The 25,122-nt window shown below is 69.9% G+C and carries 13 protein-coding genes; 8 read left to right on the top strand and 5 right to left on the bottom strand.

Annotated elements, in window-relative coordinates:
- Positions 1 to 328 precede the first annotated feature (328 nt).
- The 3 genes from IG65_RS0122975 to IG65_RS0122965 all read left to right on the top strand — a co-directional run bounded on the left by IG65_RS0122975 (position 329) and on the right by IG65_RS0122965 (position 15,860).
- Entirely contained in the window at positions 329 to 13,972 is a 13,644-nt protein-coding gene (locus IG65_RS0122975; protein ID WP_081879688.1) for a non-ribosomal peptide synthetase, read from the top strand.
- Complete coding sequence (locus IG65_RS0122970; RefSeq protein ID WP_030517020.1) at positions 13,969 to 14,958, top strand: daunorubicin resistance protein DrrA family ABC transporter ATP-binding protein; 990 nt, start codon at positions 13,969 to 13,971, stop codon at positions 14,956 to 14,958. The genes IG65_RS0122975 and IG65_RS0122970 overlap by 4 nt, the downstream gene beginning before the upstream one ends.
- Before the next feature lie 119 nt (positions 14,959 to 15,077).
- Positions 15,078 to 15,860, top strand: a complete 783-nt coding sequence (locus IG65_RS0122965; protein WP_030517019.1) for an ABC transporter permease — start codon at positions 15,078 to 15,080, stop codon at positions 15,858 to 15,860.
- A gap of 64 nt (positions 15,861 to 15,924) precedes the next feature.
- On the opposite strand, the gene IG65_RS0122960 is transcribed toward IG65_RS0122965, so the two are convergent.
- Entirely contained in the window at positions 15,925 to 16,260 is a 336-nt protein-coding gene (locus IG65_RS0122960; RefSeq protein WP_030517018.1) for an RNA polymerase-binding protein RbpA, read from the bottom strand.
- Between the two features lie 205 nt (positions 16,261 to 16,465).
- Between IG65_RS0122960 and IG65_RS39240 the strand changes: the two genes are divergently transcribed.
- The 3 genes from IG65_RS39240 to IG65_RS0122945 all read left to right on the top strand — a co-directional run bounded on the left by IG65_RS39240 (position 16,466) and on the right by IG65_RS0122945 (position 20,371).
- Positions 16,466 to 16,792 (top strand): hypothetical protein, encoded by a 327-nt coding sequence (locus IG65_RS39240; protein ID WP_081879687.1) that lies wholly within the window; start codon positions 16,466 to 16,468, stop codon positions 16,790 to 16,792.
- Between the two features lie 1,403 nt (positions 16,793 to 18,195).
- The gene (locus tag IG65_RS0122950; protein ID WP_030517016.1) at positions 18,196 to 19,509 is read left to right on the top strand and encodes a hypothetical protein; all 1,314 of its coding nucleotides are present in this window, start codon (positions 18,196 to 18,198) and stop codon (positions 19,507 to 19,509) included.
- Between the two features lie 4 nt (positions 19,510 to 19,513).
- Positions 19,514 to 20,371 carry a DMT family transporter gene (locus IG65_RS0122945; RefSeq protein ID WP_030517015.1) on the top strand — a complete coding sequence of 286 codons (858 nt, stop codon included), beginning with the start codon at positions 19,514 to 19,516 and terminating at the stop codon, positions 20,369 to 20,371.
- Here the strand turns inward: IG65_RS0122945 and IG65_RS0122940 are convergent.
- On the bottom strand, positions 20,310 to 21,008 hold the full coding sequence (locus IG65_RS0122940; RefSeq protein WP_036525461.1) for a phosphoribosylanthranilate isomerase: 699 nt from the start codon (positions 21,006 to 21,008) through the stop codon (positions 20,310 to 20,312). The two genes, IG65_RS0122945 and IG65_RS0122940, sit on opposite strands and share 62 nt — an antisense overlap.
- A gap of 80 nt (positions 21,009 to 21,088) precedes the next feature.
- Entirely contained in the window at positions 21,089 to 22,069 is a 981-nt protein-coding gene (locus IG65_RS0122935) for a glycosyltransferase family 9 protein (protein ID WP_030517013.1), read from the bottom strand.
- A 221-nt stretch (positions 22,070 to 22,290) separates the two neighbouring features.
- Here IG65_RS0122935 and IG65_RS0122930 point away from each other — a divergent pair, with 221 nt between their 5' ends.
- Positions 22,291 to 22,581 carry a hypothetical protein gene (locus IG65_RS0122930; protein WP_030517012.1) on the top strand — a complete coding sequence of 97 codons (291 nt, stop codon included), beginning with the start codon at positions 22,291 to 22,293 and terminating at the stop codon, positions 22,579 to 22,581.
- 193 nt (positions 22,582 to 22,774) lie between these two features.
- The gene (locus IG65_RS0122925; RefSeq protein WP_030517011.1) at positions 22,775 to 23,125 is read left to right on the top strand and encodes a hypothetical protein; all 351 of its coding nucleotides are present in this window, start codon (positions 22,775 to 22,777) and stop codon (positions 23,123 to 23,125) included.
- Between the two features lie 58 nt (positions 23,126 to 23,183).
- Here IG65_RS0122925 and IG65_RS0122920 read toward each other — a convergent pair whose 3' ends face one another.
- Both IG65_RS0122920 and IG65_RS0122915 read right to left on the bottom strand, forming a co-directional pair.
- Positions 23,184 to 24,377 (bottom strand): Dyp-type peroxidase, encoded by a 1,194-nt coding sequence (locus IG65_RS0122920; protein ID WP_030517010.1) that lies wholly within the window; start codon positions 24,375 to 24,377, stop codon positions 23,184 to 23,186.
- A complete protein-coding gene (locus IG65_RS0122915) occupies positions 24,370 to 24,858 on the bottom strand; it encodes a copper chaperone PCu(A)C (protein WP_030517009.1) in 489 nt (162 codons plus the stop codon). Before IG65_RS0122915 ends, IG65_RS0122920 begins: the two co-directional genes overlap by 8 nt.
- Between the last annotated feature and the right edge of the window lie 264 nt (positions 24,859 to 25,122).

Raw genomic sequence — 25,122 nt, 5'->3', positions numbered from 1 at the left:
CCGCGAATCGGCATTTCTCACAACCTCGATTCCGCGGGCCGTCCAATCGCATTCGCCGGCCGGTTGCGTCACCGGAAACGGCGCCCCGTCGCTCCGGCCGTTGACGGGCACGCTGAGCTGCTAGGCCGTTGTTTGCGGTGAAATAGCTGTCCAATTGCTTTATCTGCCTGTGGTGTTCGCGGCCGAAGATCACGACATCGTTACCAGTCCGGCCGCAACAGGGCTCCGAATCATAGGGCGTGGATCACGTCCTCCCGCTGGCGCGCGCTTTTCCGCTCGCGGACGGGGACCGGGGAGTTGCGTATACAGCGGCAGAACGGAGTGATTGATGGGTTCATTGGCCACCGATCGTGTCGACCAATGTGCTTCCGGCGAATTTTCAGCACAACCCTTCGCTCTGTCACCGGCGCAAACCGCCCTGTGGTACGCGCAGCGGATTCGACCCGATGTGCCACTGACCATCGCGCAATACGTGGAAATTCACGGTGATCTCGACGTGGGCCGGCTGCTCTACTCCATCGAGCGGTTCGGCGCGGAATCCCAGGTGGGCCAGCTGCGCGTCGTGGAAATCGACGGCGTGCCGCAGCAGGTGGTGGATTCGGCGCATCGGCCCGGGTGGGCCCGGATAGACCTGCGCCAGGAACCCGATCCGCGCGCGGCGGCGCTGCGGTGGATGAACGAGCACGCCAGCAGCCCGATCGATATCGAACACGAGCCGTTGACCATCAACGTCGTCCTTCGCCTCGGCGACCAGGACTACATCTGGTACTGCCGCGCTCACCACATCGTCATCGACGGCTATGGCGCCATGAACGCGCTCACCCGCACCGCCGAGATCTACACCGCCCTGGAGAAACATACCGAGCCCTCGGTCTCGCGGGCCGCTTCGCTGGCCGAGATCTACGCCGGGGAGTCGCAGTACCGGGAGTCGAGCCGCTACCGCGCCGACCGGGAGTACTGGCGGGAGCAGCTCGCAGGGGTGGGCGAGCCGCTGACACTGTCGTCGTCGGGGATCGCCTCGTCCACGCCGGATGCCGGCCGGCGCATCGCCGCGGCCGTGCTCGACGCCGAGACCGAAGCCGAACTCGATACCGCCGCAACCACTTTCGCTACGCAGAACTCCGCACTGGTGGTCGCGGCGCTGGCCGGGTACGTGCGCGCGGTGACCGGCACCTCCGATGTGGTGCTGAGCCTGCCGATGTCCGCGCGGACCACGGTCGCGCTGCGCCGCTCCGCGGGTGTGGTGTCGAACGTGGTGCCCATCCGGGTGCGATTCGATGCCGGCACCACGGTCGCCGACGTGGTCAAGGCCACCGAACTGCAGATCACCGGCGCCCTGCGGCACCAGCGTTACCGCCACGACGACATCAGACGTGACTGCGGTTATTCGCGCGATGCCCGCGGCTTCTTCGGGCCGATGGTCAACATCATGCTGTTCCACAGCGAACTGAACTTCGGCAGCTTCGTCGGCTCGTTGAACGTGCTGTCGACCGGACCGGTCGAGGATCTGTCGATCAACCTCTACAACGGCGAGGGTGGGCGCATCCACGTCGATTTCGAGGCCAACCCGCAGCTCTACGGCACGGCCGAACTGGCGCGCCACCACGAGCGGTTTCTCGGCTACCTGAACCGATTTCTGACCGCCGATCCGGCCGATCCGGTCGCGGCGGTGCCGGTGATCACCGACGCCGAACGCGACGAGGTGCTGCGGCAGTGGAACGCGACCGCGGTGCCGGAGCAGCCGGGCACGCTCGCCGACCTGTTCGGCACGCAGGCGCGGGCCACGCCGGATGCGATCGCACTCGAATTCGACGGCGACACACTGACTTACGAACAACTACGGCAGCGTGCGGACCGGCTGGCCCGCATGCTGATCGCCCGCGGCGCCGGACCCGACACGGTCGTGGGCCTGGCCATGCGGCGCAGCCTCGACCTGGCGGTCGGCATGTACGCGATCGTGCGCGCGGGGGCGGCCTATCTGCCGATCGATCCCGATCATCCGGCCGAGCGCACCGCGCACATCCTCGAACAGGCCGCGCCCTTGTGCGTGCTGACCGCGGCCCGGGACGAGGTCGACTTCCCCGCAGAGGTCGCGGTGATCGACGTCCAGGAACTCGGCACCGACGAGTCCGGCGCCGAACCGCCGATCACCGACGCCGACCGGCGCGCACCGCTGCGCCGCGACCACCTGGCCTACGTGATCTTCACCTCCGGCTCCACCGGTAAACCCAAGGGCGTCGGCATCACCCACGCCGCCATCGTGAACCGCCTGGCGTGGATGCAGCACCGGTATCCACTCGACGACAGCGACACCGTCCTGCAGAAGACTCCCGCGACCTTCGATGTGTCGGTGTGGGAGTTCTTCTGGCCGTTGCAGATCGGCGCGCGGCTGGTGATCGCCGCGCCGGACGGCCACCGCGATCCCGCCTATCTCGCGCGGATCATCGCCGAAAAGAACGTGACCACAGCCCATTTCGTGCCGTCGATGCTGTCGGTCTTCGTCACCGATACCGATGTGCGCGGCTGCGGCGGACTGCGCCGGGTGTTCTGCAGCGGTGAGGCATTGCCGGCGGCGACCGTCCGCGATTTCCACGCCGTGGTTCCCGGTGCGCGACGGTCCGGATCGGCGGCATCGGCCGGTGGGGCGCAGCTGCACAACCTGTACGGGCCCACCGAGGCGGCCGTCGACGTCACGTACTGGGCGTGCGCGCCGGAGAACGACGTCATCCCGATCGGCGCGCCGGTCTGGAACACCCAGGTCTACGTCCTCGACGAGACCTTGCGGCCGGTCGCGCCCGGTGTGGTCGGCGAACTGTATCTGGCCGGCGTGCAGCTGGCCCGCGGCTATCTGGGCCGGCCCGGCCTGACCGCGGATCGCTTCGTGGCCAATCCGTTCACCCCCGGCACGCGCATGTATCGCACCGGCGACCTGGTGCGCTGGCGGATGGATCCGATCCCGCCCGCCAGCGGTGCCGACCGGTTGCCCGCGGCCCTGGAATACTTGGGGCGCAGTGACTTTCAGGTGAAGATCCGCGGGCAGCGGATCGAGCTGGGCGAGGTCGAGGCGGCGCTGCTGGCCGACGAGCGGATCGCCCGCGCGGTCTGCGTCGCCCACACCACCCCGGCCGGTGACGAGCTGGTCGGCTACGTGGTGGCCGCACCGGGACATACCGTCGACAGCGCTGCGCTGATCGCCGACCTGCGCGGCGTCCTGCCCGGGTACATGGTGCCGACGGTGGTCGTCGTGCTCGACGAATTGCCGTTGAGCGCCAACGGAAAGATCGACCGCAAGGCGCTGCCCGCACCGGAGGCGCCCGCGCGCCGCGGCGGCGACGGCATCGTCGAGCCGCGCACGGCCACCGAACGTCAGCTGGCCGCCCTCGTCACCGAGGTCCTCGGCTGTGAGAGTCTCGGCGTCGAGGACAGCTTCTTCGACCTCGGGGGCAATTCGCTGTCGGCCGCCCGGGCTGTGGCCCGGATCAACGCCGCCTTCGGTTCCGGACTGACCATCCGGGATCTGTTCGAGTCGCCGACGGTCGCCCAGCTCGCCGAACGGATCGGCGCGCACGGCGTCGACCGGTCCTCTCCGAAACTGGTGGCCGGCCCACGGCCGCAACGCATTCCGCTCTCGCTCGCTCAGCAGCGGCTGTGGATCCTCAACCGCTTCGCCGAACACGCCGGCGCCTACAACATGCCGCTGGCCGTCGAGCTGAGCGGACCGCTCGAGGTCGAGGTGCTGCGCGCCGCGCTGCTCGATGTGCTCGACCGGCACGAGAGCCTGCGCACCACCTTCCCCGATTCGCCGACCGGCCCGGTCCAGGTGATCCACCCGGCCGCCGAGATCCCGCTGAACCTCGAGCCGATCGACACCACCGGTGCCGACCCGCTGGCCCTGGCCACCGAATACGCCGGATACGGCTTCGATCTGCGCAGTCAGGCGCCGATCCGGGTGGCGCTGTATGCCACCGGACCCGACGAACACATCTTCCTGGTGGTCCTGCACCACATCTGCGGTGACGGCTGGTCGGTGGCGCCGCTGGCCCGCGACCTGATGGGTGCAGTCGCCGCGCGGACCACGGGGCGGGCCCCGCAGTGGGCGCCGCTGCCGGTGCAGTACGCCGATTTCGCCCTGTGGCAGCGCGAACTGCTGGGGGACGAGACCGACCCCACCAGCGCGCTGGCGCGGCAGCTGGCCTACTGGCGCACCGCCCTGGCCGACCTCCCCGATCAGCTGGACCTTCCGCTCGATCGCCCGCGCCCGCGGCAGCGCGACACCGCTGGTGGCCGAGTCGAATTCACGATTCCGGCCGAAACCCGCCGCGCGGTGGCCGCAGTGGCGGTCGAGCGCGGCGTCAGCACGTTCATGATCATGCATGCCGCCCTGGCGAGCCTGCTCTCACGCCTGTGCGGCACCGCCGATATCGCCATCGGCACCCCGATCGCGGGCCGCTCCGATCCCGCGCTCGACGACCTGGTCGGCATGTTCGTCAACACCCTGGTGCTGCGCACCGAGGTGGACCCCGCCACCGGATTCGATCGCATGCTCGACCGCGTCCGCGAAACCGACCTCGACGCCTTCGCCAACGCCGATGTGCCGTTCGAGCGGCTGGTCGAGGTCGTCAACCCGTCTCGCGACGCAGGCCGGCACCCGCTGTTCCAGGTGATGCTGTCCTACGAGAACAACCCCGAACTGCGGGTCGACCTGCCCGGTCTCAGCGCGCGGGTGCTGCCGATGGATGTCGGCGTCGCGAAATTCGATCTGCAACTGATCGTCCACGACAGCGATGCCGCCGACGCCGAGGACGGCCCGCTGACCGCCGAATTCGGTTACGCCGCCGACGTTTTCGACCACTCCACGGTCGAGTCGGTGGCGCGGCGTTTCGTCCGGCTGCTCGATGCCGCGGTCGGCGCGCCGGAGACCCCGGTCGGTGATCTGCCGATTCTCGACGCGCGGGAGGTCGGCAAACTGGTGCCGATCGCGGGCGCGCCCGGTGTGCCGCCGCTGAGCCTGGCGCGGCTGCTGCACGAAACCGCGGAACGGGTGCCGGAGCTGGTGGCGGTCCGATACCGGGGCCGCGACACCACCTACCGGGAGCTCGACGAGGCCTCCAACCGGCTGGCCCGGGTGCTGATCGAACACGGCGCCGGTCCCGAGGTGGTGGTCGCGATCGCGCTGCCGCGCAGCCTGGCCTCGATCACCGCGATCTGGGCGGTCGCCAAGACCGGTGCCGCCTATGTGCCGGTCGACCCCGGCTACCCCGCCGAACGCATCGAGCACATGCTCGCCGATTCCGGCGCGATGCTCGGCGTGACCGACGCCCGCAGCCACGCCGCCATGCCGGAGCGGCCGATGCACCGCGGGCGCCACCGCAAACAGGGCGCCGACTGGCTGCTGATGGATTCGGGCGTCCTCACCGACGCCCTCGCGCGGGTCTCGTCCGCGCCGATCACCGACCGGGATCGTCCACTGCCGCTGCGTATTTCGCATCCGGCGTATCTGATCTACACCTCCGGCTCGACCGGCCGGCCCAAGGCGGTCGTGGTCACCCACGGTGGTATCGCCTCGCTCGCGCACGAGCAGATGCACCTGTTCCGGGTCAACGACACGGCGCGCACGCTGCACTTCTCCTCGCCCTCGTTCGACGCCTCGGTGCTCGAACTGCTGCTGGGCTTCGCCGCGGGCGCCACCATCGTGGTCGCGCCGGCCGGACTCTACGGCGGCGCCGAGCTCGCGCGGCTGCTGCGCGACGAGCGGATCACCCACGCGTTCATCACCCCGGCCGCGCTGGCGACCGTATCCCCGGACGGCCTCGACGATCTCGAGGCCGTCATCGTCGGCGGTGACGCATGCCCCGAGGATCTGGTCCGCACCTGGACCGCCGGGCGGCGCATGCACAACATGTACGGCCCCTCCGAGGCCACCGTCGCCGCCACCGCCAGCGATCCGATGGTCGCGGGCCGTCCCGTCCCCATCGGCAAGCCGGTGCGTGGGATGCGATTGTTCATCCTGGACAACCGGTTGCGTCCGGTTCCGCCCGGCGTCGCGGGGGAGTTGTACATCTCCGGGCCCGGCCTGGCGCGCGGCTATCTGGGCCGCCACGGCCTGACCGCCGCCCGGTTCCCGGCGAATCCGCACGGGCGCCGCGGCGAGCGCATGTACCGCACCGGCGATCTGGTGACGACCGACGGCAACGGTGTGCTGCGCTTCCTGGGCCGCGCCGACGATCAGGTGAAGATCCGCGGCTTCCGCATCGAACTGCGCGAAATCGACCATGTGCTGCGCGCGCATCCGGGTGTGCGGTTCGCGATGACCGTCGTGCACACCGGTGAGCACGGTGCCGCCCGGCTGGCCTCCTATCTGGCCGCCGACACCGAGATCGATCCGGCCGAGGTGCTCGAGACCGCGCGCCGCCACCTGCCCGCCTATATGGTTCCGGCGGCGATCACGGTGCTGGACCGGGTGCCGGTGACTCCGGCGGGCAAGGTCGACCGTAAGGCGCTGCCCGCGCCGGTCTTCACCACCGCCGGACCGTCCCGGGCGCCGGAATCGGAACTGGAACAGCGGGTCGCGCAGGTCTTCGCCACGGTGCTCGGCCACGCCGTACCGGGCGCCGAGGACAGCTTCTTCGACGCCGGCGGCAACTCGCTGCTGGCGACGCGGCTCACCGCCGCACTGCACACCGAATTCGGCGTCGAACTGCCGGTCCGGGCCATTTTCGAAACGCCCACCGTAGCCGGTGTCGCGGCGCACCTGGAACACGCGCCGCGCACGAACCGGGTGGCGCTGACGCGGTACGACCCGCGCCCCGGCCGGATTCCGCTGTCGCTGCCGCAGCAGCGGATGTGGTTCCTGAACCGCTTCGACCCCGAATCCAGCGCCTACAACATCGCTTTCGCGTTGCGCATCGACGGCGATCCGGATCTGCCCGCCCTGCGCGCCGCGGTAGCCGATCTGGTCGACCGGCACGAGGTGCTGCGCACGATCTTCCCCGAGGATCAGGCCGGTCCGTACCAGTTGGTCCTCGACTCCGACCGCTGCCTGCCGGTGCTGGAACCCGAGGTGACCGACGACCACGGCGCCCGGCTGGCGCTGCGCGGCCTCGCCCAGCGCGGATTCGATCTCACCCGGGAGATTCCGTTGCGAATGACGGTGCTGCGCACCGGGATTCGCACCTATCAGCTGGGCATCGTGGTCCATCATATCGCCGCGGACGGCTGGTCGCTGGGACCGCTCACCACCGATCTGATGGTCGCCTACACCGCGCGCCGCGACGGGGCGGCTCCCGCCTGGGCGCCGCTGCCGGTGCAGTATGCCGATTTCAGTCTGTGGCAACGCGAATGCCTCGGCGACGAATCCGATCCGGCCAGCGCCGCGGCGGTGCAGCTGCGGTTCTGGCGCGAGACCCTCGAGGGCCTGCCGGAGGAGCTGCCGCTGCCCTACGACCGGCCGCGCCCGGCCCAGCCGACCAACAGCGCCGGCACCGTGCGGATCCGGATGCCGGAAGAGCTGCGGGAGCGGCTCGAGGAGCTGGCCCGCGCGCAGGGCGTGAGTCTGTTCATGGTGTTGCGCTCGGCGCTGGCGGTGGTGCTGCGCGTCGTCACCGGCGGCCGCGACATCGTCATCGGCACGCCGGTGGCCGGGCGGGGCGACACCCGCCTCGACGACCTGGTCGGCATGTTCGTCAACACCCTGATGCTGCGTTCGGATGTCGACCCCGACCACACCTTCGCCGATCAGCTGCGCGCCGACCGCGACGGTGAACTCTCCGCCATGTCGCATGCGGAACTGCCGTTCGAGCGCATCGTCGAGGAACTCGGCCGCGGCAACGGCGGGCGGCGGCCGCTGCTGCAGGTCGCGCTCACCGTGCAGGACACCACGCCGCCGGCCCTGGAATTGCCCGGCCTGCGGTTGCGCGCGGAAGAACTCGACATCGCGGTGGCCAAGTTCGATCTGGAACTGCGGGTGCCCGCCGATACCCGGGACCTCGAAATGGTCTACGCCGCGGAACTTTTCGACGAGGACACGGTGCGCACGCTGGCCGAGCGGCTGCTGCTGGTGCTGGAGTCCGTCAGCGCCGATGCGCGGATTCCGGTGCGCGACATCGACGCCCGCACCGACGTCGAACGCACGGACTTCACCCCGCGCCGCGGCCCGGCCGCCACCCCGCAGTGCAGCCTGGCGAACTACTTCACCGCCACCGCGCACCTGCATCCGCACCGCACCGCGATCCGCAGCGGCGACGACGAGCTCAGCTACGCCGAGTTGGAGCGCTGTTCGAATCGGCTCGCCCGCGCCCTCATCGCCCGCGGCGTCGGCAGCGGCGACCGGGTGGCCATCGGGCTGACCCGCTCGATCGAATCGGTGGCCGCCGCCCTGGCCGTCACCAAATCGGGTGCCGCGTTCGTCCCCGTCGATCCGAATTATCCGGCCGACCGCGTCCGGCACATGCTCACCGATTCCGGATGTGCGATCGGACTGTCGGTGACCGTCCACCGGGATCGGCTGACCCGCGCCACCGAGGGCAACGGCTCGGGGCCGGCCACCGAGTGGTTGCTACTCGACGACCCGGTGCTGTGCGCCGAACTCGACGCCCAGGACGAGCGCACGATCACCGGCGGCGAACGGCTGCGCACGGCGTGGACGACCGATCTGGCCTACCTGATCTACACCTCCGGTTCGACCGGAAAGCCCAAGGGCGTGGCCGTCACCCACGCCGGGCTGTCGAATTTCGCCGACGAGATCCGCGAACGGATGTGCGTCGACCGTGACGCCCGCACCCTGCACTTCGCGAGCCCGAGTTTCGATGCGGCGATGCTGGATCTGCTGCTGACGATCGGCGCGGGCGCCACCATGGTGATCTGCCCGCCCGATATCTACGGCGGCGACGAGCTGGCCGCCCTGATGGATCGCGAACGCATCAGCCACACCTTCATGACCACCTCCGCACTGGCCACCATCGACCACCGGCGCTGGCCGCTGCCACATCTGCGCTCGATCATGGTCGGCGGCGAGGCGCTCGGCACGGATCTGATCGAGCGGTGGGCGCCGGGCCGGATGCTGTTCAACGGGTACGGACCGACCGAGACGACCATCGTGGTCACGATCTCCGACCCGATCGCGGTCGGTGACCAGGTGACCATCGGCTCACTGGTGCGCGGGGTGCACGCGGTCGTACTCGACGAGCGGCTGCGGCCCGTCCCGGTCGGCGTCCCGGGCGAGTTGTATCTCGGTGGCCAGTCGGTCGCGCGCGGCTACTTCGAGCGCCCCGACCTCAGCGCGGCGCGATTCCTCGCCGACCCGTACGGACCCGACGGCGCGCGCATGTACCGCACCGGCGATGTGGTGCGCTGGCGCGCCGACGGCGAGATCGTCTACCTCGGCCGCAGCGATCACCAGGTGAAACTGCGTGGTTTCCGCATCGAACTCGGCGAGATCACCGAGGTGCTGGCCGCGCACCCGGCGCTGCGTTTCGCCCACACCGAGGTGCGCACGATCGCCGGCACACCGCGGATCGTGTCCTATGTGCAGCCCGCCGAGCCCGGCGCCGAACTCGATGTCGAGGCGTTGCGAGACCATGTGGCCGCGCACCTGCCGGCGCATATGGTGCCCAGCAGCGTCACCGTGCTGGAACGGATTCCGCTGACCCCGGTCGGCAAACTCGACCGGGACGCGCTGCCGGAACCGCAGCAGATCACCACCGCGGCGCGGGAACCGGGCACCGACACCGAACGCCTGGTCGCGCGGGTGATGGCCGAGCTGATCGGCGCCGAATCCGTCGGCGCCGACGACAACTTCTTCGAGATCGGCGGAAACTCGCTGCTGGCAACGCAATTGGTGGCCCGGCTCAGCGATGCCACCGGGGTGCGGGTGCAGGTGCGTTCGGTCTTCGGCGCCCCGACCGTCGCCGAACTCGCCGCCCTGCTCGACTGCGGCGCCCGCGACGGCGACCACGGCCCCGCTCTGACGCGGCGCGATCGCCCCGCCCGGGTGCCGCTCTCGGCGGCGCAGCGGCGGCTGTGGTTCCTCAACCGCTTCAACGCCACCTCGGCCGACGATCTGTCCGGCGTCTACAACGTGCCGGTCGCTTTGCGCATGCATGGCGCGTTGGATGTGGCGGCATTGCACGCGGCCCTGCATGCGGTGCAGCGACGTCACGAAACGCTGCGCACGGTCTTTCCGGAGGTCGACGGCGAGCCCCATCAGCGGGTGCTCGCACCCGGCGAGGCCGCGGTGGCGCTGCCGGTCGTCGACGTCGACGAGGGCGAAATCAGCGGTGCCGTACGGACTTTCGCGGCGGCCGGATTCGACCTCGCCTCCACCGCACCGCTGCGCGCGCAGCTGCTGCGGATCGCCGCCGACGATCACGTACTGGTGCTGGTGGTCCACCACATCGCGATGGACGGCTGGTCGCTGGAGCCGCTGGCCGCCGATATCGCCGGTGCGTACCGGTCGTACGCGTCCCGGTCGGCGCCGGAATGGGCCGAGTTGCCCGTCCAGTACGCCGATTACACGCTGTGGCTGCAGGACACGCTGGGCGCCGAGGACGATCCCGAATCGCCGATCAGCCGCCAGCTCGACTACTGGCGCGAGGCGCTGGACGGCATTCCCGAACTCCTGCCGCTGCCCACCGACCGGCGCCGCCCGGCGACGCCGAGCTATCGCGGTGGCACGGTGGACTGCGTCCTCGATGCCGTCACCCACAGCGAACTGCAGGCGGTCGCCGCCCGCCACGGCGTCACCATGTTCATGGTCCTGCATGCCGCGCTGGCCTCGCTTCTGCACCGGATCAGCGCCGAGCACGACATCACCGTCGGCACTCCGATCGCCGGACGCGGGCAGCAGGCCCTCGACGCGATGGTAGGCATGTTCGTCGGCACCCTGGTGCTGCGCACGCCGGTCAGCGGCGCGCAGACCTTCGCGGATCTGCTGCGCGCGGTTCGCGATACCGACCTCGAGGCGTTCGCGCATGCGGATGTGCCGTTCGAGCGGCTGGTCGAGGTGCTCAATCCGGCGCGCTCGCAGGCGCACCACCCGATGTTCCAGGTGATGCTGTCGGTGCGGAATCAGCCGGTGCGCAGCCTGGAGTTGCCGGAGCTGACGATCGAGGCGTGCGACGCCGATCCGGGGATCGCAAAATTCGATCTGCAGTTCACCCTCACCGAATCGTGGACCGAGCAGCGGGAACCGGCCGGGATCACCGTCTCGGTGAATTTCGCCCGCGACCTGTTCGACGACACCAGCGCCGCTCGCCTCGGCGCCCGCTTCGCCCGGCTGCTGCAGGCGGCGGCTGCGAATCCGGAACTGCCGGTGGGCGATCTGGAGCTGCTCGACCCCACCGAGTGGTCGACGCTGGCGCCCGTGCGAGGTGCGCTCGCCGGCCGTCCGGGGACGCTGCCCGAGGTCTTCGCCGCCGCGGTGGCCGCCGATCCGCGGGCGATCGCCCTGCGCACCGAAGACGCCGAGATCAGCTACGGTGCGCTGGACCGGTGGACCAACCGCCTGGCCCGGGTGCTGATCGCCCTCGGGGTCGGACCGGAAATGCTTGTCGCCGTGGGTATTCCGCGGTCGATGGAGTCGGTGGCGGCGACCCTGGCGGTGGCCAAGGCCGGTGCGGCGTTCGTGCCGGTGGACCCGAACTATCCCGAACACCGCATCGCCCACATGCTCACCGATTCAGGTGCCACCCTGGGCATTACGCTCGCCGCCCACCGCGAGCGGATGCCCGCGGGCGCCGAATGGATGGACCTGGACGGACCGGACCTGCAGGAGCACGTGCTGCGCGCCTCCGAGGCGCCGATCGCCCCGGCGGAGCGGCGGGGCCGGTTGCGGATCGAGAACCCGGCCTACGTCATCTACACCTCCGGTTCGACCGGCACCCCCAAGGGCGTGGTGGTCACCCACGGCGGTCTGTCGAACTTCGCCGCCGAAACCGCCGAACGGTTCGGCGTGCGGCCCGACAGCCGGGTGCTGCACTTCGCCACCCCGAGCTTCGACGCGGCGATGCTCGATCTGCTGTTCGCCCTGGGCGGGGCGGCGACACTGGTCATCGCCCCGACCGGGATCTACGGCGGTGCGGAGCTCGCACGACTGCTGGCCGAAGAGGACATCACCCACGCGTTCATCACCACCGCCGCTCTCGGCACGGTGGACCCGGCCGGACTCGACTCGTTCCGGCACGTGCTCGTCGGTGGCGAGGCGCTGCCGCCGGAGCTGGTGGCGCGGTGGGCGCCCGGCCGGAACCTGCACAACGTGTACGGCCCGACCGAAACGACCATCGTGACGCTGATGGCCCCGCCGATCACGCCGGGTGCGCCGATCACCATCGGCGAACCGATTCGCGGTGTGCACGCGGCGGTCCTGGATCAGCGGCTGCACCCGACCCCGGCCGGCGTCGTCGGCGAGCTGTACTTGTCGGGTCCGGCGCTGGCGCGCGGGTATCACAACCGCAGCGGGCTCAGCGCCGGGCGGTTCGTGGCCAATCCGTTCGGCAAGCCCGGCGAACGCATGTACCGCACCGGCGATCTGGTGCGCTGGGTGCAGCGCGGTGGCCGCTTCGAACTCGAATACGTGGGCCGCACCGACCACCAGGTCAAGATTCGCGGCTTCCGCATCGAACTCGGCGAGATCGACGCCGCACTGCACCGCCACGCACAGGTCGAATGGTCCACCACGATCGGTCACCGGACCGCCGCGGGCGCCACCGCGCTGGTGTCGTATGTGAAGCCGCGTACCGGCGCCGATCCGACGCCGGCGCAGTTGCGCGCCCATGTGGCCGGCCTGGTGCCGAGTTATATGGTGCCGCAATCGATCATGCTGCTGGAGTCGGTGCCGCTGAGCCCGGTGGGCAAGCTGGATCGCAAGGCGCTGCCCGAACCGGTCTTCGCCACCGAGCACGGCTACCGCGCGCCGTCGGGACCGATGGAAACGGCGGTCTGCGACGCGTTCGCCGAGGTGCTGGGAGTCGACAAGGTCGGCGCCGACGACGGATTCTTCGATCTGGGCGGCAACTCGCTGCTGGCGACGAAGGTGGTGGCGCACCTGCGTTCCGCGGGGATCGAGATGCCGGTGCAGCTGATGTTCGCCGAATCCACCCCGGCCGGCATCGCCCGGCAGCTGGCGGCCTCCGGCAAGGATGTGCTGGCGGTCGCGATGCAGCCGCTGCTGCCGATCCGCCCCGCCGCCGAGGCCACACTGCCGCCGCTGTTCTGCGTGCACCCGGCGATCGGCCTGTCGTGGTGCTACGCGGGCCTGCTGGCGCATCTGCCCGGCGACCGCCCGGTCTACGGGCTGCAGGCGCCGCACATCACCGGCGAGCAAGAGCACGACTCGATCCGGGCGGCCGCGAAAGACTATGTCGCGCATATGCGTTCGGTGCAGCCGGACGGGCCGTACCATCTGCTCGGCTGGTCGCTGGGTGGTTTGATCGCCCACGAGATCGCAGTGCAGCTGCAGGAGGCGGGCCAGCAGGTGGCGCTGCTGGCGATGATGGACAGCTACCAGCTCGGCGACCGCTGGCTCGACCAGGCGATGCCGGGCGTGGCCGACATCATCGGCGAATTCGGCAGCGATCTGCTCGGCGGCGACAACGGCGTGGATCCGGGGCTGACCCTGGAGGAGGCGGCCGAGTTGCTGCGCGGCCGCCCCGGCCCGTTCGCGGCGCTGACGATGGACCACCTGCAGCGGCTCTACACCGGATACGCCAACGGCACGGTGCAGGCCAACGGATTCCGGCCGCGCGTCTTCGACGGTGATCTGCTGTTCTTCACCGCCGCCGACGACGAGGTCAACCTCGCCGATCCGGAGCGCTGCGCCGCGGCCTGGGAACCGTTCGTGACGGGTGTGATCGACGACCGCAAACTGCGCTGCCGGCATTCCGGCATGACGACACCGGAAGCGCTGGCCGTCATCGGTCCGGTGCTGCGGCAACAACTCGAGGCCGCCGCCGGCGGCGACACGGAGGAGACGCTGTGAGTTTGGCAGTGGAAGTGACCGATCTGGTCAAGACCTACGGTAACGCGCGGGTACTCGACGGCATCGACCTGGAGATCCCATCGGGGACCGTGATGGGTCTGCTGGGTCCCAACGGCGCCGGTAAGACGACGACGGTCCGAATAGTCACCACCCTGTTGAAACCGACCTCCGGCAATGTCCGGGTCGCCGGGGTCGACGTGGTGCATCATCCGGCGCGGGTGCGCACCCGGATCGGCCTCTCGGGGCAGTACGCCGCGGTCGACGAGAACCTGTCCGGATTCGAGAACCTGCGCATGGTGGCCCGGCTGTACGGCATGGACCACAAGAAGTCCGCCGAGCGCGCGACCGAACTGCTCTCGGCGCTGGGGTTGGAATATGCGGCCGGGCGGCGCGCGGGTACCTACTCCGGTGGTATGGCCCGTCGCCTGGACCTCGCGGGGGCGCTGGTGGCCCGGCCCACGGTGGTGGTGCTCGACGAGCCGACCACCGGCCTGGACCCGCGCGGCCGGCTCGACATGTGGAAGGTGATCGGCGATCTGGTCGACGACGGCACCACCGTGTTGCTGACCACCCAGTATCTGGCGGAGGCCGATCAGCTGGCCGACCGGATCACGGTGATCGACAAGGGCCGCGTTATCGCGCGCGGCTCCGCCGACGAACTGAAGACCTCGATCGGTGGCGACCGGCTCACCGTGACTCTGGCCGAGGGGCAGGATCCGGGCCCAGCGAAGTCGGTGCTGGGCGAGGTCGGCCTCGGCGAGCCGATCCACGAACCGGGCGCCGATCACGTCTCGATCGTGGTCGGCGACGGCACCAGGACCATGGTCGAGGCCCTGCGCCGGCTCGACGACGCGGGAGTGTGTGTGGTGGATGCGGAGGTGACCCGGCCGAGCCTCGACGATGTGTTCCTGTCGCTGACCGGCACGCCCGCAGAGCCGATCGAGGAATCCGAAACCGAAGACGTAGCAGAGGAGATCATGTCGTGAGTACCGTCGAAGCGGCGGTCGCCGAATCGGAGACGGCGGCAGAGCCCACACAGACCGACGCGGCGGTGACGCGGCCCGATACCGACAGCGACGTCCATACCATCGCGGCGCCGGTGCGGGTGTTCCGCGACAGCGCGATCATCGCCTACCGCAACCTGCTGACCATCCTGCGGGTGCCGACCCTGCTGGTGACCGCCACGGTCCAGCCGTTGATGTTCGTCTTCCTGTTCGCCTACATCTTCGGGGCGTCGCTGGGCGGCGGCCACTATCGCGAATTCCTGCTGGCCGGCATCTTCACCCAGACGGTCGCGTTCAACGCGGCGTTCACGACGGTGGGCCTGGCCAACGACCTGCAGAAGGGCATCATCGACCGGATGCGCACGCTCCCGATGTCGCGGATGGCGGTGCTGATGGGCCGCACCCTGTCCGACACGATGGTCAACGTGGTGGCGCTGGCCGTCATGGTGGCCTGCGGCTATCTGGTCGGATGGCGGATCAACGGGTCGGTGGCCGATGCGGCGCTGGGGTTCGCGATCATTCTGCTGTTCGCGTTCGCGATGTCGTGGGTGGGCGCGCTGACCGGGCTGATCGCGCCGAATGTCGAGGTCGCGCAGAGCGCGGGACTGATCTGGCTGTTCCCGGTCACGTTCATCTCCTCGGCCTTCATCTCCGCCGAAACGCTGCCCGGCCCGCTGCGCTCGATCGCGGAGTGGAATCCGATCACCGCGGTCTCGGCGTCCGGGCGGAAACTGTTCGCCAACAGCTCACCGCCGACCTTCGCCGCCCCGCACGGCTGGCCGGTCGACCACTGCGTGGAATACGCGGTGGCCTGTTCGGTGGCGATTCTGGCCGTCGCGGTGCCGCTGGCGTTGCTGCAGTACCGCAAGGTGGCCAGTCACTGACGGTCCCGATACGCGAAAGTCCCCTCGCACCGACCGGTGCGAGGGGACTTTCGCTGTACTCGATCTACCGGCCGCGCCGGGTCTTGAGCAGTTCGAGGCGCTCCTGCAGCAGTTCCTCGAGCTCCTCCTTGGAGCGGCGTTCCAGCAGCATGTCCCAGTGGGTGCGCGGGGGCTTGACCTTCTTGGGTTCCTGGGTGGTGCCCTCGATCAGGATGCCCTCCTGGCCGTTACGGCACAGCCAGGTCGGCGGGATTTCGGCGTCGTCGGCGAACGGGACGTCGAACTCCTCGCCGTTGTCGGTCCGGTACCGCGCCACTCGACGTGGTGCCAGGTCGTGGTCGCGGTCCGTCTCGTAGCTCACCGCTCCGAGCCGGCTACCTCGGAGTACGCGATCTGCCATGGTGTGCGGTCCTCTCTGGCCTGTCGGCAACGTTCTACTTGAATATCAACGCGCCGGCGGCCCGATCGGTTCCCGCGACGGTCAACCGGTGTATTTTACGGTCTCGGCCGGGCCCGGCCGAGACCGGCCCGGGCGGTAGCGGCGATTCGCCGGTTGCGGCGTGGCCCGGGCGCGAGTGCCGGGCGGACCGCTAAGGTGTCGGGTCATGTCGCGCCGTGTGCTGTCTTCGTGTCTGTGGTGCGGTCGGGAAATCGCCGATTCCGAAATCGGCCGTCGCCGCCGATACTGCCGGCAATCCTGTCGCCAGCGCGCCTACGAACATCGCAAGGGTCTGGAGGGCACCGGCATTCCGGAGGATTCGGTGGTGCTGAGCGCTCAGGAGGCCGCCGATCTCGCCGACCGCTGGTTTGCCGCCCGCTGCGCGGCCGAGGATGTCGCCACCGCCGTCGCCGAGGGCGCCGGCCCGTCGGAGCTGGCCGCGTTGACCGCCGATCTGGTCGAACTCGCCAAGGACGCCGAGCGGCTGCGCTGAGCGTGCCGCACGACGGCCGCGCCCGCGCCCAGTGTCACCACACTCAGTGCGAGGAATGCGAGCACGGTGGCGCGGTCAGGGTGGATCAACGGCTGCGCTCGCAGCGCCTGCCACAACAGCAGCGCTACCAGCCCGGCGTAGCCGAGGCCCACGACACCGATCAACCGGGCGCGCACCCGTTCGTCCAGCCAAGGCCGCCGCCGCGCGAGCCAGGCCGTGATCGCGACCGCCGCGAGCAGGAATTGGATGCCGTGCAGCCCGGCGAAATGCGGGATCCGCAGATCGCCGCCGATCGTGCTCCAGTGCGTGATCGGCATATCGCCCACGCCGTCGCGCACGGGCAGGGCGGTATCGGTCACCGTGTGGCCGGCGGCCAGCCGCACCGGACGGCCGTGGGCGTCACGCGCCGTCTGCTCGCCGGTGAAGCCCATCAGATATCCGAGCGCCATCCCGGCGACGGCGATGGCGAGCCCGGCGTGCACGGCCCGGCTCGTGGGACGGTCCAGGACGCGCTGCCGGCACAGGATCACCGCGACGACGAGATTCGCGACGAACAGGCCCGGTACGCCGGAGGCGAACACCATCTGGCCGATCGAATTGACCGCATCGGTTTCGGTGTCGAAGTGGCTGAAGGTGCCGCGTGCCGCCTGCACCACGATGAAACCCACGTCCACGACGCCGGTGAGGGCGAAAACGGTTCCCGCCCACCAGGTCACGCGGGCACCGCGGTGCGGCACCGACAGCAGCCACGCGAGGGTCAGCGTGTACAGGCAGAACGCGATGCCGAACTTGCCGGGTTTGAGCCATACCGACTCACCGAGGATGCGGCGGTCGTCGAACGGCGCGGCGCACAGACAGCACAGCGCGAGTGCCGCCATCGCCGCCGCGGTCCACAACAACGGCCGGTGCCATCGTCGGGCGGGGGAGCTGATCGTGGTCATGACGCGAAGTGTGCGGGCGCTGCTACCCGTCGCGCGTCCCCCGGCCGTACTGTTCGGCACTCATACTCCGGTACCGGTTCGCCGTCGGCGGAAGGCGATCTCTGTCACGGGATTTGCGCAGCGCGGGTCGGTAGCGCAGGGTACCGGCGCGTCGTGGGTTGCAATTCGAAGTCGGGCCGGAAGCGTTCCGGCAACGGGTCGACTGCCCCGAGATAACGGGCCCCTCCGGGACGGTGAACACCCGCATCGCCGTCCCGCGAAACCTGCTCGCGGCCTTGGCCGTTGGTGAAAAACCTCGCGGAAACCGCCGGCGGCGGGGCTCGAGATGGAACCGAAATATGTTCGCTACCAGGCAATTCGGGCGCCGAATGGCGGCGCGGCTTGTCGGACCATCCGAGTAACTTGGCGGTTATCAGCCTCAACGAAAATCTACGGGGCTTCGTATCAAGGGGGCGGAGGGCCATGTCGAACATCGACGAGCGAATCCGGATGGCAGTGGAATGGCTGCGCGGCAGTCAGTTACCGCATCTCGACGGGGGTGCGGGGTGGGGCTGGATCCCCGATGTGCCGCCCAATCCGCAGAACACCGCCGAGGTGGTCTGCATCCTGCATCGGGCCGGGTGCGAAATCCCGCGCGCCGCAAAGGTCGCCATGCTGGTGCGGGCAACGGTCGTGCAACGGCCGATCGGCGACGAATGGTACTTCCGCACGCCGATCGACGTCGCGTGGCGGATCCGGGCCCTGCGCTGCCTCGAGATCGAGGAGTCCGACCCCGGACTGGCCGGTGCCGTGCGAAATCTGCTGGACCAGCAGGACTCCGAAACGGGCGGCTGGCGGATGTCGGGTTTCCTTGGCCCGGTGTCGATTACCGCGACCGCTGCCGCGGTCGAGGCGCTGATCGGCGGCGGGGCCTTCGACGGTGAACGCCACCAGGCCATCTCGCGTGGCATCGCCTATCTGGTGTCGTCGATGTATCAGGAGCCCCGGACGTTGCCGATGTACGCGGCGGCGCACATCGCGGCCGTGCTCGCCCGGCCGGAGATCGTCCGGATCGGTGACAAGCGCGCCGAGCGCGCGTGCGAGCTGGCGGTCAAGCGCCTGCTGACCGGACTGCGCCGCGGTGAGTGCGATATCGAGACCGAGATCTTCCGCCGTGACGATCTCGTCGACACCTGGCGTCACCTCACCTTGCACCTGGCGGTCGGGGCCGTGATCGCGGCCGACAGCCGCACCATCTTCGACCCGGCCGTGCGGGCGGCGATCGTCGCGCTGCTGGATATGCAGGAGATGGACGCACTGGCCATCTACCGGGGTGGATTCCGCATCTCCGACGAGGGACCGGTCACCTCCTATGCCACCACGCAGGCGCTGGAGGCGCTGTTGCAGGTGCGTCCGGCGATCAACGAGCGGGTGAATCCGGCCAAGGTGTACGACGAGATCTGCCGGGTCGACGGCGCCCATCGCACCGACCCGCAGGCGATCGCCACGCTGGGCCGTCATCGCATGTTGATGAATTCGACTGCCGGACAGGCGTTGCTGGTGCTGGCGGCCTCCGCCGGTGCGACGGTGTTCGCGCTGGCGGTGGGTTTCGACACCGTATTCGGCACGGTCGGCAGCCGCGCGCTGGTGGTCTGGGGAACGGCACTCGTCGCGGTGGGTACGTATTGCGGTCTGGCGACGCGCTTTCCGCGACTACCCAAGCGGCACGTGGCGAGCGCGGTCTTCGCCGCGTTCACCGCGTTGGTCATGCCGGTGGTCACCTATCTGCTCGCCTGAGCCGATGAACGGGCCGCTGGTCCTCATGGTCGCGGTGACCTGTCTGTGGGGTACCTCCAGTGCCCTGCTGGCAACGCTGGCCGCTCCCACCACCGCGGGCCTGGTGGCCCTCGGTGGCGCGGTGCCGCTGCTGGTGTGGGCGCGGCTGCGCGGGCAGCACCCGTGGACGACGCTGACCGCCCATCCGGCGCTGTACTTCCGGCTGGGCGGGCTCGAGGCCGCCAATCTGGCGCTGTACGTGGCGGCGCTGCGGATGGGGCCGTTGCCGGTGGTGGTCGCCCTGCACCTGACCGCGCCGGTCCTCATCATCGCCGCCGCACTGGTCCGCGGGCGGCGGGCGCCCACGCTGCCGGTACTGGTCGAACTGCTGCTGGTCGGGGCGGCGATCTGGCTGGTCGCCTGGCGGCACCCGGGCGGCGACGCGCAGATCGCCGCCCTGACCGGATGCGCCCTGGCGCTGGGCAGTGCGGCCTGCGTGGCGATGCTGGTCAGTGTGGTCGCCCGGCACTCGGGACCGGACCACACGGCCACCTCGGCGGCGTTGCAGTTGCTGCTCGGCGGCATCGCGAGCAGCCCGCTGCTGGTGCTCGATCCACCGTCCGGGCGGGTGGCGGCCGAGCTGGCCGCGATCGGCGCCACCCTCCTCGGACCCGGATTCGCGCTCTACTGGCTGGCGCTGCGGCGATTGAGCGCGGCCACGGCCAGCGTCATCGGGCTCAACGAGGCCGTCGTGGCCACGCTGGTGGGAGCGGTGGCCACCCGGAGCCTGCCCACCGCGGCGACCGCCGCGGCGGGGTTGCTCATTCTGATCGCGGCCGGGCTAGAGCAGCGATCGGCGCCGCGACATCGCGTGCCGCCCTGACGAATTCGGTACAGGTCGCGGGGTCCTTGTCGCCCCGGCCGTCGTCGACGCCGGAGTTGACATCGACCCAGGCCGGCCGCACGGCGTCGATCGCGGCCGTGACGTTGTGCGGGTTGAGTCCACCGGCGAGCATCACCGGAAATGCCGAGTCGTCCAACAGTTCGACGATGCGAGCGCTGATCGACCAGTCGTGGGTGCGCCCGGTGCCGCCCAGCCGGTCGGTGGAGCGCGAATCCAGCACGAGCCCATCGCAATCGGGGGCAGCGCGCTCGGCGGCGGCGACCGCCTCCGGGCCGGTGACGTGGACCGCGCGGATCACCCGCCGCCGGCCCGCACCACGCCGGACCGCGCGCGCGGTGTCGTGGGAGATCAGGCCGTGCAGCTGAATGCAGTCGACGCCGATCCGGTCGGCGAGGCGCAACACCTCGCCCGCGTCGGTGAGATGGGTGACCAGTACGCGCTCCATCGAGGAGGGCACCAGCCGTGACAACCGGTGGGCCGATTCCGGGTCGAGCTCGTCTTCGCTGAAATGCGTCGTGCCCGAAATGAATCCGGCCGCGTCCGCATCAGCGGCGACGACGGCCCGGAGATCGGACTCGCTACGGATACCGCAGATTTTCGTTCGGACGGTGATCATCGGCACACGATACTGCCCGAACGTGTCCGGCCCGGCGGTTCGTGTCGATTGCCACGCTGCCCGCCGCCGCGGCGGGGCGCTCAGCCGACGCGGCGATAGGCGGTTCCGCGCCGGTCGGCCTCGGCCCACCGGCGGCGGTCCAGTTGCGTGTCGACGGCCTCCACGACGTCCGGAACGGTGATCTGCAGCAGACCTGGATCGGGGGTGTCGCCGTCGCGCTCGCCGGTGTGGCCCGCCCACAGCGCGATGTGGCGGCCGGACAGATGCGGCGGCGGCCCGCTGCGGCCGGGGGCGGTGGGGCCGAACAGCGCGACGGTACGGGTGCCGAATGCCGTCGCCAGATGTGCGACACCGGTATCGCCACACACCACCAGCGCCGCCTCGGCGACGGTGGCCGCCAGTTCGATGAGGTTCTGCTGCCCGGCCAGTACCTGGTCGTGCGACAGCCCCGCGCGTGCGGCGATGCCGAGGGCGAGGTCGCGTTCGAATTCGTCGCCGGTCACCACGACCTCGCGACCCTGTACGAGCAGATGCCGGATCACCGCGGCGAATCGTTCACCGGGCCAGCGGCGGGCGGGCGCTCCGGCGCCCACGTGCACGACCACGCAGTCGCGGTGACTGGTGGTGGCCACCGGCGGCACCAAGCCGAGATTGCGGCGGTCGGCGTTGATTCCGGCCGATTCCAGCAGATGACACCAGCGGTCGATGTCGTGCATATCCGCTTGCCATTCGGGGCCGTCGAGATCGGGAAAGGCGGCATTGCGGTAGCTGAGCAGCCGGGCGGGTTCGGTGCGGGAGAGTTCGACGATGCCGTCGGCGCCGGGGCCCTGCAGATTGACCGCCAGGGCGGGGGCCGCGCCGTCCCACCGCATGGTGTGCGGGTCGGCGGCGGCGACCATCTCGTCGACCGAGGTGATCAGGTCGACGATGGGTTTGAGCCGGTGCGGTGCGGCCAGCACGATGTGATCGCGCGGCCTCGCCCGGCGTAGCGCGCGAAGAGCGGGGACCGCGGTGAGAAGATCACCCAGTCCACGTGCGCGCAGCACGAGTACAACCGCCACCCTCTTCTCCTAGCCATCACCAAGCGACCCAGCAGTCCCGACCCACTCGATTCCGCGCCGTTGCCGCGGCACGACCGAAGAGAGCCACCTGAGGATGACTACCCGACGCGATCCGGCGTGAAACGCGCGTATTTCCGCCGGGTCCGCGTCGGTGCTGTAGCCGGGGGCGGCGGAACCGGTAACCTGAGCGACGGTCGGGCCGAAACAAACTGGAGGATTTCATGATTCGCACCGCTGGACTCATCACCGCCGTCGCGGCGGCGGGCGCGTTCGCAGTGCTCGGCGCCGGTGCCGCGCAGGCCGCGCAGGGCACTGTCACCGTCAACGGGCAGATCTACAACAACCCGACCGGTTGCATCGAACCGCACGCCTACCAGCTCACCGTCGGCAACAGCACCGACAAGGTGATCGAGGTCCACGCCGGGCGGGGATGCACCGGACCGGTGATCGGCAAGGTCGACCCCGCCGGCATCACCATGGTGCCGCGCGGCAGCCTGCTGATCGTCGAATAATTCTCCCCGTTCCGCCCCGCGTCCGAGGATCGGCGCGGGGCGGAGCCGTGCCTGCGCACGGCAGGACAACGGCACCGTGCAGAGCGAGCCCGCGAGAATGCCTGCGGCGGTGCGGATATCCGGGTCCCGGCGGGGATGTAAGCCCTACTACGCCGTGTCGTTGAATCGGCGCCGATGATCTACGCTGTGAGCCATGACAGTGGTCTACAACCTGGTGGTCGTCACCCACCTGCTCGGACTCGCCGCGGTGATCGGCGGATACGCCGCCGGCCGGCCGGCGGTGTCGCAGGTGATGCTCTGGGGTGCGCGGGCGCAGATCGTCACGGGTCTGATTCTGGTCGGCATGGCCGACGGCATCGATTCGCTCGACAAGAATCTCGACATGGCCAAGATCGTGGTGAAACTGGTCATCGCGGTCGCCGTGGCCGGGCTGGCCGAGATCGCGCACGCGGATGCCAAGCGTGGCAAGACCATTGCCTGGATGGTCGACGCCGCCGGACTGCTGGCCATCGCCAACGTGTTCGTGGCCGTGCTGTGGCACTGACATCCGATGCGGTTCGGCACCGGCTGCCGAACCGCATCGAGTGCCTGCGGTGGCCGGTTCAGCCCTCCAGCAGGGTCTGGCCGATATAGCCCTGCGCGTCGGTGATTCCCGGTGGAATCACGAACACCGCGGACCCGACGGGACTGGTCCAGGTGTTGAGGGCGTCGAATTCGGCGAGACGACGCTGCACCGGCAGATACTGCGCCGCGATATCGCGCTGGTAGGCGGCGAACAACAGCCCTGAATTCGAGGTGGTCCCGGGTGCGGGGGCATCGTCGTAGTTGTAGCCGCGGCGCAGGAAACGCTCGCCGTCGCTGGTGTGATGCGCCCGTGCTATATGCGCCGAGGGCGGAATGACCGGGATGCCGTGGGCGTCCACGGCCGCGAAATCCGGATTGTCGCTTTCCCGGGTTCCGGTCAACGGCGCCCCGCTCGCGATGCGCCGGCCCACGGTCAGTTCTCGCCCCTCGGGGTCGAGTTCGTCCCAGGTGTCCAGATTCATCGCGATCCGGCGCAGCACCATCGACGTTCCACCCCGCAGCCACGGCAGGGTCGCGCCGTCGTCCCACACGAGCCGATCGAAATCGGCCCCGGGGGCGATGTTGACCGTGCCGTCGACCTGACCCATCAGGTTGCGCATCGTCTGCCCGGCAGCGGCGTTGCGGAATCCGCGCTGGGTCCAGCGCACGGTCACCAGCGAGGTCACGCTGCGCGAGAGCGCCCGCACCGCATGCGCCACCGTCGTCGCCTCGTCCGCGCAGACCTGCAGCAGCAGATCCCCGTCACAGAATGCGGAGTCGAGCCGGTCGATGGTGAAGCCGGGCAGTTGCGTGAGCCAGTGCGGCCGCGCGGATTCCAGTCCCGCCACGGTGAACAGCCGCGGGCCGAATCCGATGGTCACGGTCAACCGCGCCGGCCGGTGAGCCAGCTCCGGCTCGGTATCGGCCAGCGTCGGCTCACCGGCCGCGAGCCGCGCCGCGTCCCCGGACCAGATGCGCAGCAATCCCACGAGGTCGGCGCGGGCGGTGCCGGGCCGCAGATCGAAGGCCACGAACGCCGCGTGCTGCTGCGGCGCGGTCGCGACCCCGCCCTGGTGCGGTCCGTAGAACGGTTCGCGTGCGGTGCCCGGATCGGCGGTCTCGGTATGGCGGGTCCAGCGTTCGGCGCCGAGGGTGAGCCCCGCGACCCCCGCCGCACCCGCCGCGGCAGCACTGCCGCCGAGCAACCGGCGCCGCGACAGCCGCTCAGCCACCGTGGGCGGCCGTAGTCGGTGCGTAATTCTCCTGGTTGCCCGCGAAGTCCCGCACCTGAGCCGTGAACGTGATGCTGGTGCCGTCGGCGAACTTCACCGTGATCGGCGTCTGCGTTCCGGTGCGCAGCGGGGCCTTCAGGTCGATGAACATCAGATGGTCGCCACCCGGCGCCAGTTTCGCGCTGCCGTGGGCGGGAATCGCCAGCCCGCCGGCCTTGGGACGCATCATGGACGCGCCGTTCGACTGGACCACCTCGTGAATCTCCACGCGCGCCGACGCCGGGCTGGTCGCATCGACGATGCGGATCTCGTGGTCGCCGGTGTTGGTGAAATTCGCGAACGCCGCCGACATCCCCGCGTTGGCGGCCTTGATCCACTGATCACCCACGGTGACCGAATCGGCGTCTGCGGCGGTGGATGTGTTGCCGGACGAACAGCCGGCCAGCAGCAGTGGGATCGAGGCCGCGGCGGTGATCAGCAGGCCCGCCGACCGACGCCGGCGGGTGGAACCTGCCGTGTGGCGGGACGGCCGTGTCGCACTGTGGTGCCGGGCCTGAGTGGATGCCGCACGGCGAGGGCCGCGGTCGCTCGAGGGGAGGGGGGAACGCCCGGTGTGTGGGAGAGAGGACATTGGTGAACTCCATTGCATGAGAAGGGGTTTCATCGAGCAGGCGGCACGTCGTTGCGGATTCTCACCGCGCCCGGGCGCTCGTCACACCGTCGAACCACGCGTTGCGCGGCGTAG

Origin of the sequence: Nocardia sp. NRRL WC-3656, from assembly GCF_000720265.1 — a bacterium.
GTDB lineage: Bacteria > Actinomycetota > Actinomycetes > Mycobacteriales > Mycobacteriaceae > Nocardia > Nocardia nova.
This window is presented reverse-complemented; position numbering and strand designations above follow the sequence as displayed.

What these genes read in the sequence shown, in the direction of transcription:
- IG65_RS0122960 (WP_030517018.1), bottom strand. Translation starts at nt 16,260, where the DNA reads ATGGCAGATCGCGTACTCCGAGGTAGCCGGCTCGGAGCGGTGAGCTAC.
- IG65_RS0122940 (WP_036525461.1), bottom strand. Translation starts at nt 21,008, where the DNA reads ATGATCACCGTCCGAACGAAAATCTGCGGTATCCGTAGCGAGTCCGAT.
- IG65_RS0122945 (WP_030517015.1), top strand. Translation starts at nt 19,514, where the DNA reads ATGAACGGGCCGCTGGTCCTCATGGTCGCGGTGACCTGTCTGTGGGGT.
- IG65_RS0122925 (WP_030517011.1), top strand. Translation starts at nt 22,775, where the DNA reads ATGACAGTGGTCTACAACCTGGTGGTCGTCACCCACCTGCTCGGACTC.
- IG65_RS39240 (WP_081879687.1), top strand. Translation starts at nt 16,466, where the DNA reads ATGTCGCGCCGTGTGCTGTCTTCGTGTCTGTGGTGCGGTCGGGAAATC.
- IG65_RS0122930 (WP_030517012.1), top strand. Translation starts at nt 22,291, where the DNA reads ATGATTCGCACCGCTGGACTCATCACCGCCGTCGCGGCGGCGGGCGCG.
- IG65_RS0122975 (WP_081879688.1), top strand. Translation starts at nt 329, where the DNA reads ATGGGTTCATTGGCCACCGATCGTGTCGACCAATGTGCTTCCGGCGAA.
- IG65_RS0122950 (WP_030517016.1), top strand. Translation starts at nt 18,196, where the DNA reads ATGTCGAACATCGACGAGCGAATCCGGATGGCAGTGGAATGGCTGCGC.